Origin of the sequence: Collinsella aerofaciens (assembly GCF_028206795.1) — a bacterium.
GTDB lineage: Bacteria > Actinomycetota > Coriobacteriia > Coriobacteriales > Coriobacteriaceae > Collinsella > Collinsella aerofaciens_AX.
This window is the reverse complement of record NZ_JAQLFJ010000002.1, coordinates 17,265-31,154: the sequence shown is the minus strand read 5'-3', so window position 1 is coordinate 31,154 and position 13,890 is coordinate 17,265. Positions and strand designations below refer to the sequence as shown.

The following is a 13,890-nucleotide window of genomic DNA, read 5'->3' as shown; positions in this document are numbered from 1 at the left end:
GGAACCTTCGGCAGAAACTACGATAACACCTGTACGTTACTTTTATGAAGGAAAGTGGTTTTAGGGCGGCGTTTAATCGGTAAGCGCCATGTTTAGACCACTGGCAGAATTACCGTGGTAAAACTCTTGACAGTTTTACCAAATAGGGTTTTTAGATTGTTAGCTTGACGTTTGGTAAAACGTTTTTAGCAGGATGTTTACCATTTGACATCGAAAGGTTCGTTTATGTCCCAGACCGCCGCCCCCAACGTTGCTTTTATTTTCGATTGCGACGGCACACTGGTTAATAGCACCCCCGTTTGGGCCTATGCCCAGCCCGAGTTATTGCACCGCCACGGAGTTGACGTGACGGTCGACGATTTTGCCCAGTTTGAGCATTTGTCGCTCGAGGACGAGTGCCAGGCCTACCACGACACGTGGGGCATTGGTGCGAATGGCGAGGAACTGTATCGCGAGCTGGGCGAGATTTTGATCGATGAATACTCCAAGGTGCCGCCGCGCGAGGGGCTCCTGGCTTTTTTGGAGCAGGCGAAGGCGGCGGGCATTGCCATGTGTGTTGCCACGTCTACGCCAGCCGAGCTGGTTAAGTCTGCGCTTGCGGGCGCCGGGCTCGATGCCTACATGGAGTTTGTTACCACGACGGGTGAGGTAGGACGCTCCAAACAGTTCCCCGACGTATACGAGTTGGCGCTGCGCCGTCTGGAGGAGCGCCATGGGCATAAGTTTGACCGCGCATGGGTGTTTGAGGACGCCGTCTTTGGCCTTAAGAGCTCTGGCACCGCCGGCTTTAAGCGCGTGGGCATCTATGACCCGCACGGCCGTATGGAGCGCGACGAGGTGCGTGCCAACTGCGACATCTTTATCGACAGCTATGAAGAGCTGGACCTTGACCGTGTGCTTTCGTTTGAGGGCTAGGTGAGGCCCGTGGCTTGCAAGGTATTAGTGGTCTGCGGCTCGCCCGTGGTGGCGAGTGCGGATCTGTTGCGTAGGCTAGCAGGGGAGTGCGATCACGTCATCGCTGTGGACAGCGGCCTAGATGCTCTGCTGGATGCCGGCTTGAGCTGCGATGTATATGTGGGGGATGCCGACACGGTGAGCGATGCAGGTCGCGTACTGGTCGATGCCGCCGAAGCCTTTGAGGTGGAGCGTCACGACCCCTACAAGGACTACACCGATCTGGCACTGGCCCTCGATTCCGTCCGACGCCGCTGGCCGGGTGCCGAAGTGGTTACGACTTGCGCTACAGGCGGCCGTCCTGATATGGCGCTATCCGTACTGGGGCTGCTCGCTGGCTATGAGGATGCCCCGGTCTGGATTGCTGAGGACAAGGTAGTCGCCCGCATCCTACACACAGGCGAATCCTGGACCATCGAAGGCGCTGAGGGCAAGACATTCTCCATCATCGCCATTGCCCCCAACACCGAGGTAAGTGAACACGGCCTAGAGTGGGAGCTAGACCACAGCCCCCTGGGATTACTAGCTGACACTGGAATATCCAATGTAGTCAGGAGAACGGCCAAGATCCAAGTCCACACCGGCACCGCCATCGCTTACCTATATCAATTGGCTCAATAGGCATTTAAAGTCTCACCCAAAAAAGTCCTTGCACGTCGAGCCAACTTCCCCTATAGTATCTCCTCGTCACGGGGGCGTAGCTCAGCTGGGAGAGCGCTTGACTGGCAGTCAAGAGGTCAGGGGTTCGATCCCCCTCGTCTCCACCATCGTGAATAAAAAGGCCTTCGGAATTCCGAAGGCCTTTTTTTTGCCAAAATACCTCGCGCCACAAACCCATACCCACATCAACAAAAAGTTGCACAATTTATTTCCCATGTCTGTACATAGTTTGTTATCCAAACGCAATTACCAGTGCAGCTCGCTGCTTCAGTTGGGCTTCAGGAACACTCCCAATTATTGCCAGCACCACAATAACCTGCGCCAACGTGAACAACATCCCAAAACAACCCCCTTAAGCACGTCAAATGAACGAAATGTTGTCCAACGCAACCCAAATCAGTTTCACTAACAGCTTGTGCTAGGATACCTAACGTTACATGAGTTCAACTGTGCTCATGGCTCCAGCAAGCCACAAAGCGCAGGGTCGATCAGCATCCGGCCGTAACGGCGGTGCCAGAAACACCACGAGCTCCAATATGGATTGTCATGTGCGATTTTGCACTTCCTTTTGTGACTGTTTTTATAAGCTCGCATTGGGGAGTGGAATTTATTATCATGACAAACAGCAGCAGTCTTCAGCTGTTTGCGTGCGGACCAGTTTTGAACTATCTTGACTGGCTCGCACGCAGCCAGCTGAGGTTGTAGGCAATCTTGCGATACGAGCCTGCAGCTTCAGCGCTGCTTTCATACATACCGTTCACGGTGGGGCAGAGCCACGTGCTTGTCTAACTGGGCTCAGGGTTTGAATATGGAGCGCCTTCGCGCACAAACGCCCTGGCGAAGCCATACCCAAATCCCGTGAGCCACACGTAAGACAGCAAGGGGGTGGTGCTCGTGTGGTATGTGATCCAGGTCATTAACGGACGCGAAGACGTAATGCGCGAGCGCATCGAGCGCATGGTGCCGGCGAGTGCCATGCAGGAGCTCTTTTACCCTCAATTTCAAACCGAAATCAAAGTACACGGAGAATGGGTCAATACGACCAAGCCGCTCTTTCCCGGTTACCTGATCTGCGACACGGCAGATCCCCGCACCGTGCAACAGTATCTGCTGCGCATGGACGACTTTGCCCGGGTGCTTTCCCAGGACGGTCAGTTTGTGCCGCTGGCAAAAGAAGAGACCCAGTTCATTGGCTGTTTTACGCGTAGGGGAGACCGTGTGGTGCCCATGAGCGAGGCCTTAAAAGATGGTGATCGGGTCGTAGTGACGGCCGGTCCGTTGCTGGGCCATGAAGGCCTTATCACCATGAAGGCCTTATCAAAACCATTAACAGACGCAAGAGCACTGCTTATTTGGAGCTCGATCTGTGCGGCCGACGCGTAACCACTCGCGTTGGGCTTGCTGTGCTTTCAAACGAGCAGCGTGTGATGCGAAACCTCAAAAAGGCGATTGCCTAGCTGCTGGCGATCGCTGCAAAGAACAGGGAGGATCCCCGACTCGGGGACGAAATCTTGGAAGAGAACGTGTCGGATAAAACCGAATATGCAACGAATGCGCCCGTAGGGGCGGCGCTGATCGCTCAGGCCATGGAACGGCGCGAAGACGCAGGCCGCTACAAGGCCATGCAATCCATCATGGACTGGGACCGCTCGCGCCTGGCCTACCGGGCCGTAAAGCGCGCGTTCGACATCGTGTTCAGCGGTGCCGCGCTCGTCATTATCGCGATCCCCAGCCTGGTGCTCGCGGCGCTCATCCGCCTGGAGAGCGAGGGCAGCCCCTTCTACAGCCAGATCCGCGTGGGCCAGACCCGCCCCGACGGGAGCCTGACCACCTTCCGCATGTGGAAGTTCCGCTCCATGTACAAGGATGCCGACGAGCGCCTCTCCGAGCTCAAGGAGCAGAACGAGATCGCCGGCGCCATGTTCAAGATGAAGGAAGATCCCCGCGTCACCAGGATCGGCAAGTTCATTCGCAAGCACTCCATCGACGAGTTCCCTCAGTTCTTGAACGTGTTCCTGGGGCAGATGTCCGTCGTGGGGCCGCGCCCGCCGTTACCCAATGAGGTGGCGCAGTACACCGAGTACGACCTACAACGATTGGCAGTGAAGCCTGGCATCACCGGCTGGTGGCAGGTTACCGATCGAAACTCAACTGGTTTCGACGGCATGGTCCGCCGTGACCTCGAGTACATAGCCAAGCGCGGGATCGTCACAGATCTCAAAATCGTCCTCCTCACGGTTCTGGAGGTCTTCAACGGGAGCGATGCGTACTAATGACTGGTTTTGACACCCGAATCGAATCGGAGAAGAATATGAAATTTGCTGTCGCCGGTACTGGCTACGTTGGCCTGTCCCTAGCCGTCTTGCTCTCGCAGCACAATGAGGTGCACGCGCTGGACATCGTTGCCGAAAAGGTCGAGAAGATCAACGCCTTCCAGTCGCCCATTCAGGACGACGAGATCGAGCGATTCCTTGCGGAGGCCAAGGCGGGGGAGCGTGAGCTCGACCTTCACGCTACCGTCGATGTCGCCGAGGCTTACACAGGTGCCGACTATGCAGTCATCGCCACGCCCACCAACTATGATAGCGACAGGAACTTCTTTGACACGAGCTCCGTTGAGGCCGCCATCGCCGCCGTGCGCTCTGTGAACCCGGACGCCTGGATCGTCATCAAGTCGACCATCCCCGTGGGCTACACCGCGGGCCTGCGAGAGAGGCTAAGTGACAGCAAGATCTTCTTCAGCCCGGAGTTCCTGCGCGAGAGCAAGGCTCTCTACGACAACCTGCACCCCAGCCGCATCGTGGTGGGCGCACCGAAGGAGGACGCCGACGCCGTCGCGGCTGCCGAGCGCTTCGCGCGTCTGCTCGCGCAGGGCGCCGATCCCGCCGAGCTGGAGCGCGTGAACGCCGACGGCTCCAAGGGCATCCCGGAGCTCGTGCTGGGCACCACAGAGGCGGAAGCAGTTAAGCTCTTCGCCAACACGTACCTGGCGCTGCGCGTGGCCTACTTCAACGAGCTCGACACCTACTGCGAGGTCCGCGGCCTCAACACCCGCGACGTCATCGACGGCGTGTGCCTGGAGCCGCGCATCGGCAGCCACTACAACAACCCCAGCTTCGGCTACGGCGGCTACTGCCTGCCCAAGGACACCAAGCAGCTGCTGGCCAACTACAAGGACGTGCCGCAGAACCTGATCGAGGCCATCGTGGACGCCAACCGCACGCGCAAGGACTTCGTGGCCGACGAGGTGCTGCAGATGGTGTGGAACCGCGTGTACGAGGGCAAGGAGAAGCCGGTCGTGGGCGTGTACCGCCTGACGATGAAGTCCAACTCCGACAACTTCCGCGCGAGCTCCATCCAGGGCGTCATGAAGCGCGTGAAGGCCAAGGGCGTGCCCGTTGTGGTCTACGAGCCCACGCTGGACGCGCCGGAGTTCTTCGGCTCCGAGGTGACCCACGACCTGGAGGCCTTCAAGGCCGGCTGCGACGTGATCGTGGCCAACCGCTGGAGCGACGAGCTCGCGGACGTGGCGGACAAGGTCTATACGCGCGATTTGTATAAGAGAGACTAGGCGATAAGCATGTCAAATAGAAAAGTACTCGTCACCGGTGCCGCCGGCTTCATCGGCGCGTTCCTCGTCAAGAAGCTGCTCGAGGAGACCGATGACGTGATCGTCGGCCTCGACAACCTCAACAGCTACTATGACCCTGGCATCAAGTACGCGCGTCTGCGCATGCTGGCCGATGCCGATACAGACGGTCGCTTTACCTTCGTTCGAGGTGACCTGTGCGACGCCGCCCTCATCGAGCGCCTGTTCGCTGAGAACGGTTTCGATGTCGTTGTGAACCTCGCTGCCCAAGCGGGCGTCCGCTACTCCATCGAGAACCCACGCGCATACCTCGAGAGCAATCTCGTGGGTTTCTTTAACATCCTCGAGGCATGCCGCCACCACCCGGTCAAGCACCTGGTCTACGCCAGCTCCAGCTCCGTTTACGGCGGCAACAAGAAGGTGCCGTTCTCCGAGGAGGACCGCGTTGACTCTCCGGTGTCACTGTACGCTGCCACCAAGAAGTCCAACGAGCTTATGGGCGCCGCCTACTCCAAGCTCTACTCCATCCCGGCGACCGGCCTGCGGTTCTTCACGGTGTACGGCCCCATGGGCAGGCCCGACATGGCTTACTTCGGCTTCACCGAGAAGTTGCGTCACGGAGAGACCATCAAGATCTTCAACATGGGCGACTGCCGCCGCGACTTTACCTACGTCGACGACATCGTCGAGGGCGTTAGGCGCGTCATGGACGCCGCCCCCGAGGTACAGATGGGCGAGGATGGGCTGCCCCTCGCCGCGCACCGCGTCTATAACATCGGCAACTCGCACCCTGAGAACCTACTGGATTTCGTGGACACGCTGCAGCGCGTGTTGGTAGAGGAGGGCGTGCTGCCCGCCGACTACGACTTCGAGGCTCACAAGCAGCTCGTACCGATGCAGCCCGGCGACGTGCCCGTCACCTACGCGGAAACTACGGCGCTCCAGCGTGACCTTGGCTACAAGCCCGCGACGCCCCTCGAAGACGGTCTGAGGACCTTTGCCAAGTGGTATCGCGAGTACTACAAAGTGGAAGCCGAGTAATGGGAAAAGGTCGGGCCAAGGTTTGCCTCGTCTCATCGTCTGGCGGCCACTGGGAACAACTACAAAAGCTCAAGCCGCTCGTGGACAAGTACGGGGGCTTCATGGTCACCGAGAAGACGCCCTTTGTTAAGGGGTGCCCTTATCTGATGGTTCAGACCGACCTCAAGGACAAGCTCATGCCTGCCAAGATGCTCGTAAACGGCATCCACGCCTGTGCAATCTGGGCAAAGGAGCGGCCTGACATCGTTGTGACCACTGGCACTATGGTGGCATACCCTTTCTATCTCCTTGCTGTCCTGTTCCGCAAGAAGTTTGTGTTTATCGAGACCTTTGGTCGATCTAACGAGCCCACCGTCGCTGGAAAACTCATGCAAAAACACGCCGATCTGTTCTTCGTGCAGTGGGAGAGCCAGAAGCGGTTCTATGAGAAAGCACGGTTTGTGGGGTGTCTTTATTGATATTTGTGTGCGTTGGTTCCAGGCCCTATCAGTTTAACCGGCTCTTCGAGGAGCTTGATAGGCTCGTTGGCGAAGGTTGCGTGAAGGAGCCCCTGTTTGCACAGATTGGCGCGTCGACCTACAAGCCGAAGAACTTCGCGTTCGAGTGTTTCATGGACCCTGATGCCTTCAAAGCGAAGATGGCTGAGGCCGATATCGTTATAAGCCATGGCGCATCAGGCTCGATTATGGGTGCTCTTAATGCTGGTAAGAGAGTAATCGCTGTGTCCCGTTTGGCGAAGTACGGCGAGCACATCAATGATCACCAAGTAGGCATTAACGAGACGTTAGCTTCTGAGGGGCTCGTGCTCGCAGTTCGCGAGATGGATGAGCTGGGGGACGCCATCGAGGCCATGGAGAACGGCAGTGTGAAACTTAAACCGTGGAAAAACCCCAATCCAAACGCGATCATCGACGAGATAGACCTATTTATTCAGGAGGAAGTGCTTTGAGTATTTATGTAAGAATCGAGCGACTCTTCGAGACTCTCACCGTATTCTTCTGGAAGTTGTTTATCTGGATTCATGAGCTCAAGAATATCTGGTCCAAGCGAGCCTTAGTGATGTCATTCAAGCCCACCGCTAAACAAGCGGAGGATGCGCGTAGGTATTGGAAAAAACTCACCGGCAGGCGTTGGCCGCTCTGGTGGCACCGCCTTTATGCCAGCTACACCGGAAAATGGGACCCGAAGTATATTCCAGAGATGCTCTTTTCGGTCAACCTGGAGCCCAACTCTTCACGCCGATGTGACCGCGACGCGCTTGCCGATAAGAACAACCTCGTCCTCTTTGCACAAGGCGGTGGGCTTCGTATCCCCAATGTCTACGCAAGCTGCACCTGCGGACTTGTCAATCGGAACGGGGTGCTTCTGAACATGAATGAGACGGTAAATGCGCTCAGTAACATAGGCCCCTGCGTTATCAAAAGAACTCGCGACAGCGACTCTGGCAGGGACGTCGCCATTGTTGACTTCAAAGATGGCAGGGATATCGAATCCGGCAAATCCGTCAAGAGCATCGTCGAATCAATGGGCGGCGAGTGGGTCTGCCAAGAGCGTGTGCATCAGCACGAGAGTATCGACAAAATTTATCCAGAGAGTGTTAACACACTTCGAATCGTCACATATATGACTGATCAGGGCGTTGGCGCTTGTCCCGTTACGCTTAGAATCGGGCAGGGCGGAGCGAAGGTTGACAACGCCCATGCGGGCGGCATCTTCATCTACGTCGATAACGATGGCTATCTAGGTGACGAGGCATTCACTGAGTACCAGAAAAGATTTATAAAGCATCCCGACACCGAGATCCCGTTCAAGGGCCGCTGGATTGCAGGCGTCCCTGAGGCTATTGAAGCTGTCAAGCGTTGCCACTTTGCAGTCAGCGAGCTTGGATTCATCTCTTGGGACGTTTGTGTTGACGAGGAGGGAATGCCCACCCTATTGGAGGTGAACCTTGTCTCCCAGGCGGTGTGGATGTCTCAGATGGCATCAGGTTTGAGCATGTTTGGCGATGACACGCCCTCTGTGGTTAAGGCATACCGTCGTAGTGCTGTATGACGGATTTGACAGAAGAGAGATATTTTGGACAAGAAGATCTTGGTAAAACAGGCGAAGTATAGCTTGAGGTGGCTTCCCGACGAGGCGTACATCAAACTGTATTATGTGCTTCGAATGCATAAACCTTGCAATTTGAAGAACCCCAAGACCTATAACGAGAAACTGCAGTGGCTCAAGCTGCACGATCGTGATCCCCGCTACACCGACATGGTGGACAAGGTGGAGGCGAAGAAGCTCGCGTCGTCGATCATTGGTGAAGAGCATATAATTCCGACACTAGGAGTGTGGGACTCTTTCGATGATATCGACTTTGACTCGCTTCCTGAACGTTTTGTACTGAAATGCAGTCACGACTCGGAAGGTCTTGTCATTGTCAAGGACAAGACCAAGCTTGATGTCTCTGCCGCGCGCAATAAGATCATGTCGGCAATGCGTTGTAATTTCTATTACATAGGTAGGGAGTGGCCATATAAGAACGTAAGGCCTCGCATTCTTGCAGAGTCTTACCTTGAGGACACCGCATGCGGCGAACTAAGAGATTACAAGTTTTACTGTTTTGACGGTGAGCCGAAGATGATGTTCGTCGTGACCGGAAGGGCTGCTGGGGACACAAGAATTGACTTTTACGATTTGAACTTTAGGCACCTTCCTATTACGCAGCACTATCCGAACGCCGATTTTGAAATCAAGAAGCCGGAGACTTTCGACCAGATGGTCGCTGCCGCCAAGAAGTTGTCCGCAGGATTGGCGCATATCAGGATCGACTTCTATGAGGTCAACGGTAAGATGTATTTCGGTGAGTACACCTTCTTTGACAACAGCGGTTTCGGACCTTTCGACCAGCCCGAGTGGGACGAGAGGTTGGGATCATGGATTAAGCTCCCTGAAGTTAGGTGCTAGGAGATGGCCAATGACTGTATTAATGTCTTGGTCATTTCGACCAACGGTCTTCTGAAAGACGGAATCACAGCATGGCTTGTTGCGACGTTTGGAGCAATGGACTTAGATGGTCTATCGGTCGCAACTGTTGCATACGACGACGCAGAACGTGGCGTTATCGAGGACGTTGAGGCGGCGGGGGTCGAGGTTGTGACGCTTCCGTCTCGTCAACACAATTTAACTGCCTATTCTCGAGCTCTCAGGTGTCTGCTAACAAGCAGACACTTCGAGGTCGTCCATGTGTGTTGCAGCAGCGCGCTTGCTGCGATAGAGCTCTTCCAGGCATCGACGAATGGTGTAGAGATGCGCATCGCGCATTCGCACAACACGACGTGCTCCCATAAGATTGCTAACTTTCTTTTGAATCCACTTTTCCAATCAAGTCTAACGGACAGATATGCCTGTGGGCGAGATGCGGGTAAATGGCTCTTCGGCAATCGTCCATTTACTGTCATCCCTAACGGAAAAAAATTACCTGCGTACGCTTTTAACCCACAAGCCAGAAAAGCCGTACGAGAGGAGTTGGGACTCACCGAAAGTGAGACAGCCTTCGGGCACGTAGGCGGATTTAATGAGCAGAAGAATCATGTCAAGCTCGTCGAGGTATTTGCGGAGCTTTATCGGCGTAATTCTGCAAGGCGGCTATTCCTTATAGGAGAGGGTCACTTGATACCCGAGATTAAGGAGAAGACTGAGGAACTCGGTGTCGCTGAGGCGGTTCGTTTCCTGGGGCGTCGTGACGATGTGCCAAGACTGCTCAACGGACTTGACTGCATGGTGTTCCCTTCGCTGTACGAAGGGTTTCCGAATGTTGTACTGGAGTGGCAGCTCAACGGGCTTCCCGTGGTTATGTCAGACGCCATTACCGACGAGTGCGCAATAACGGCGCTCGTGTCTCAAGTTTCGCTCGAGGCTGACGTAAATGACTGGGCGGATACTGTTGAACATTCTATGACGAATATCAACCGCATGGACGAAAGTTTTTCTGCGCGCAAGCGCGCGAAGTCCGCCGGCTACGACATAAATGAAAATGCCACGATGCTCCGTCGTTTGTACTTTGAGGGAGTAGGGAGATGCAAATAGGCAAGCTTATTAAATGGTCTGCAAGCGCGCTGCGCGTTGCGAGTGCAAAGATGCGGCTGGGTTACAAGCTGCGACTGCCGAGCGGTGGCAAGCCCGTATATCTTGGTCGGAAAGTCAGGCTTGATGTGGAACTTGGAGGAGTTATGGAGTTCGGATCCGGCGTGTACATCGATGACCGCTGCCGCCTGCAGGTTTGCTCGGACGCCCATATGAGTATCGGTGAGGGATGCTATCTCAACACCAACTGCAGGATAGTCGCTGCCGAAGACTTGAACATCGGCGCTCAAACCATGCTCGGGCCGAATGCGTGTGTGTTCGACCACGACCACGTGTTCGACGCGGAGGGCGTGCACGGCGATTTGATTAGCGCGCCCGTGGTAATAGGCGAGCGCTGTTGGCTAGGGGCTAACGTGCTTATTACAAAGGGCGTTTCCCTTGCAGACAAAATATGTGTCGGGGGGTCGTCGTTACGCACTCTCTGTCGGAATCGGGCGTGTATGCGGGGATGCCAGTACGGATCGTACGTCGTATCACTCGCGAAAGCAGTGGCTTAGATGATCCTGCAAAAGCTCAAGAAACTCAAACGCGAAACCATTCGACTCAAGATACGCAACGGGCTATGGCTACCCAGGACCTGCAGGGTCCGCGCAAGGAGGCTTGAGGTGGACGGGTTCACCATCATCTCGAACAACTGCTGGGGTGGCACAATATATGAGAGTTACGGCATGCGAAAGGACACTCCCACAGTAGGAATGTTCATCATGCCGAGCGACTTCGTGCGGTTCTGTGCGGACCTTGACCGCTACCTAGCCGAACCGCTTAAGTTCATCTCAGCCGATGAGTCCAAGTGGAAGGACCCCCTCAGTGCCAATGACAACTGGGGGACGTACCTAATCGGGCGCATTGGAGACGTGGAGCTTCACATGCTGCACCACCATGACGAGGAGACTGCCCGCCGCAAGTGGGAGAGCCGCGTGAGACGTGTCAATCACGACCGGCTGATCTTCAAACTGAACGACCAGAATGGGGCCACCGAAGAGGACTTGAAGGCATTTGACGCGCTTCCACTTGAGCATAAGCTCATATTTGCGGCCAAGGAACACCCTGATTTGAAATGCTGCAAGCGTATCCACTGCCCGAAGAACAGCGAATTCATCTTGGCGTCGTGGGAGCCCTTCGGTGCGAACCGATCGTTCAACGTGACTGAGTATATAAACAGCTGCTTCGGAGCTTGATAGGATAATAAGGGGAAACGTGACTCTAGAGAACCGAGACATCATATTTGTGAGCAACGCACTTGCAAACGGGGGTGCGGCGCGCGTGATATGTGTGCTTGCCGCAGAGTTCAATGCCCGCGGCAAGCGCGTGGGTATCGCCGTCTACAACGACTTCGACGGTGAGTACGCATTGGCAGACGGTATCCAGAAGGAATATGGCCCTCAGGGCTCAGACACTGCTACCAAGGGGCGTCGCATTGCCTGGCTTCGTGCCGTCGCGAAACGTAACTCTAGCGCCTGTATTATCGCATTTGAGTACTTTGTGAATATGCAGGCCGTGATTGCCCTTGCGGGCCTTCCTAATCGTTTAGTAATTAGCGAGCGCAACGATCCCGCCCGGGTGGGGAGCGGTAAAAAGACCGATTGGCTACGCGAACGCCTGTATAGACATGCGGATATGCTTGTGTGCCAAACCGATGAAGCGGCTGCGTACTTCTCAGATAAGGTCAAAAAGACAGTAATTCTTAATCCTGTTAAAGAGGGTCTACCGATACCCTTTGTTGGCAAGCGCAGAAATACCGTGGTGTGCTTCTGCCGATTGAATAAGCAGAAAAACCTAGAGATGCTCTTACGCGCCTTCGCAATCTTTTTGCAAATCCACAGCGATTGGACGCTTGAAATTTACGGTGATGGCTCCGAGCGGAACTCTCTTATGTCCTTGGCAAGTGATCTTGGGATTAAGGATAAGATCGTTATCAATCATGGTCTCCAGGATGTTCATAACTATGTTCGTGACGCAGGAATGTTTGTACTTCCCAGCGACTACGAAGGTCTCTCAAATTCCATGCTTGAAGCAATGGCCATAGGCATGCCGGTGATTTGCACCGATTGCCCCTGCGGCGGTGCGCGCATGGTGATTCGTGATGGAGAAAACGGACTTTTGGTTCCCGTCGGAAGCGAAAATGAGCTAGAGGCAGCGATGGAACGCATTGCTGATGAGAATGGGCTTGCCGAGAAACTCGGTACTGCGGCAGCTAACGTGCGTAAAAAGCTTGCTGTTGGTGAGATTGCTGATGAGTGGATTCGAGTTGTTGCTCAATGAGTGTTCTATTTAACTCACAAGAGAATACTAGACCTAGTTTTCAAGATAAAACAATGGGGCGTCGAGTCGGCAATCTTCTTGGCGCTTCGCTTTTTTTAACTCCTTATCTGCTTAGGTACAAGCTTATTCCTGGCTCAGAAGCTATTTGGGCTTTAAACCCTTTGGCTATATTCGCTATTTTCTGGCTGCTACTCTATATGTTGAGACATAAATACGCTATATCAAGAACAATATCGCTTGTCAAACTAACTTTAGTCGCTGCTTGCGGAGTGTTGCTCCATGTGTCCGGCGCGCCAATTTCGGTTTATATTGCTGAGTGGGCACCGCTCCTCATTCTGCTTGTGGTTGTTCCGGAAACCATCTTTCCCAGCCTGTTTAAGGGCTTTTTGAAAAGCATTAACTTTTCTGTTGCAGTTATTGCTGCATGCGCGGCGCTTGATCTGGTGACTGGATATGCCGTTTCAAGGACTATTGGTTCTTTTTATGGGACTGAGGGGCTTGAATGGTTGACCTCTTCGAGTCGATTGGTTTCTTATATGGGCCATAGTCTTTTGACGGCTGAGATTGCGCTCGCTTATTTTGCCCTGAACATTTTTGCATCTAAGGCAATGGATCTGGATAATAATCAAATCCTAGTTACATTAATTGCCGTTTTTATTGTTGTATTAACAGGAAGCCGTTCGGCTGCCGTTGTGTTGCTGTCGATGATCCTGATTTCTTTTTCGAGCACTGAGAATATTAGATATATCGTTGTAATCGTATTTGGAATGTTGCTGCTGTATGCATTCGGAATTTTTGACACGCTGATTGACCGTGTCGTAATGGGAATCGCGGCGGGCGACATTACTTCCTCAAGAAATACCAAGCTTGTAGAGATGACGAGGGCTGGAATTATTCGTTACGATTGGTTTCAGGGCCATCCTTTTGATACTGGCTATACCTCTTATGTAAGGGCCTCCTTGGTGGTTGCCCTCGAGTATCCTCTACTCAGGTTTGCATTTATGTATGGGATTGCGTTCTCAGCTCTTTTGGGCATCGTATTGTTTATTCTGCCTGTCATCTATGTTTTCCGCAAAACCGGAACTGTCTCGGCACTACTTCTCGCATTGTATTTTTTTCACGTCAATACTTACTCTTCAATTTGCGTAGCTCAAGATGGAATGCTTCGGTGTGTCTTGATCACATGGATGTTTCTATGTGTATCGCAATTTATAGAATATAAAAAGCGGTCCGAACTTAAAGGTGATGAGTAG

15 protein-coding genes and 1 tRNA gene are annotated in these 13,890 nt (G+C 54.1%); all 16 read left to right on the top strand.

Annotation, left to right across the window (positions count from 1 at the left end; all coding sequences use genetic code 11):
- Positions 1-225 precede the first annotated feature (225 nt).
- Positions 226-915, top strand: coding sequence for an HAD family hydrolase (locus PMX70_RS01250; RefSeq protein WP_271742570.1), 690 nt, complete (start codon positions 226-228; stop codon positions 913-915).
- Between the two features lie 9 nt (positions 916-924).
- Positions 925-1,575, top strand: coding sequence for a thiamine diphosphokinase (locus PMX70_RS01245; RefSeq protein ID WP_271742569.1), 651 nt, complete (start codon positions 925-927; stop codon positions 1,573-1,575).
- A 70-nt stretch (positions 1,576-1,645) separates the two neighbouring features.
- A tRNA-Ala gene (locus PMX70_RS01240) sits at positions 1,646-1,721 on the top strand.
- 787 nt (positions 1,722-2,508) lie between these two features.
- Positions 2,509-2,997 (top strand): transcription termination/antitermination NusG family protein, encoded by a 489-nt coding sequence (locus PMX70_RS01235; protein WP_271742568.1) that lies wholly within the window; start codon positions 2,509-2,511, stop codon positions 2,995-2,997.
- Between the two features lie 140 nt (positions 2,998-3,137).
- Positions 3,138-3,887: a sugar transferase gene (locus tag PMX70_RS01230; protein WP_271742567.1), complete on the top strand. Its 750-nt coding sequence runs from the start codon at positions 3,138-3,140 to the stop codon at positions 3,885-3,887.
- 38 nt (positions 3,888-3,925) lie between these two features.
- Positions 3,926-5,185, top strand: coding sequence for a nucleotide sugar dehydrogenase (locus tag PMX70_RS01225; RefSeq protein WP_271742566.1), 1,260 nt, complete (start codon positions 3,926-3,928; stop codon positions 5,183-5,185).
- A 9-nt stretch (positions 5,186-5,194) separates the two neighbouring features.
- Positions 5,195-6,244, top strand: a complete 1,050-nt coding sequence (locus PMX70_RS01220) for an NAD-dependent epimerase/dehydratase family protein (RefSeq protein ID WP_271742565.1) — start codon at positions 5,195-5,197, stop codon at positions 6,242-6,244.
- The gene (gene pssD / locus PMX70_RS01215) at positions 6,244-6,702 is read left to right on the top strand and encodes a PssD/Cps14F family polysaccharide biosynthesis glycosyltransferase (protein WP_271742564.1); all 459 of its coding nucleotides are present in this window, start codon (positions 6,244-6,246) and stop codon (positions 6,700-6,702) included. Before PMX70_RS01220 ends, pssD begins: the two co-directional genes overlap by 1 nt.
- Positions 6,690-7,193 carry a glycosyltransferase gene (locus PMX70_RS01210; protein WP_334203824.1) on the top strand — a complete coding sequence of 168 codons (504 nt, stop codon included), beginning with the start codon at positions 6,690-6,692 and terminating at the stop codon, positions 7,191-7,193. The genes pssD and PMX70_RS01210 overlap by 13 nt, the downstream gene beginning before the upstream one ends.
- Positions 7,190-8,296, top strand: coding sequence for a sugar-transfer associated ATP-grasp domain-containing protein (locus PMX70_RS01205; RefSeq protein WP_271742563.1), 1,107 nt, complete (start codon positions 7,190-7,192; stop codon positions 8,294-8,296). Before PMX70_RS01210 ends, PMX70_RS01205 begins: the two co-directional genes overlap by 4 nt.
- A 24-nt stretch (positions 8,297-8,320) precedes the next feature.
- Positions 8,321-9,196: an ATP-grasp fold amidoligase family protein gene (locus PMX70_RS01200; protein ID WP_271742562.1), complete on the top strand. Its 876-nt coding sequence runs from the start codon at positions 8,321-8,323 to the stop codon at positions 9,194-9,196.
- 3 nt (positions 9,197-9,199) lie between these two features.
- A complete protein-coding gene (locus tag PMX70_RS01195; protein ID WP_271742561.1) occupies positions 9,200-10,318 on the top strand; it encodes a glycosyltransferase in 1,119 nt (372 codons plus the stop codon).
- Complete coding sequence (locus PMX70_RS01190; protein WP_271742560.1) at positions 10,309-10,872, top strand: acyltransferase; 564 nt, start codon at positions 10,309-10,311, stop codon at positions 10,870-10,872. The genes PMX70_RS01195 and PMX70_RS01190 overlap by 10 nt, the downstream gene beginning before the upstream one ends.
- Positions 10,873-11,553, top strand: coding sequence for a DUF1919 domain-containing protein (locus tag PMX70_RS01185; protein ID WP_271742559.1), 681 nt, complete (start codon positions 10,873-10,875; stop codon positions 11,551-11,553).
- Positions 11,554-11,572: 19 nt separating this feature from the next.
- Positions 11,573-12,637, top strand: coding sequence for a glycosyltransferase (locus PMX70_RS01180; protein WP_271742558.1), 1,065 nt, complete (start codon positions 11,573-11,575; stop codon positions 12,635-12,637).
- A 53-nt stretch (positions 12,638-12,690) separates the two neighbouring features.
- Positions 12,691-13,890 carry a hypothetical protein gene (locus PMX70_RS01175; protein WP_271742557.1) on the top strand — a complete coding sequence of 400 codons (1,200 nt, stop codon included), beginning with the start codon at positions 12,691-12,693 and terminating at the stop codon, positions 13,888-13,890.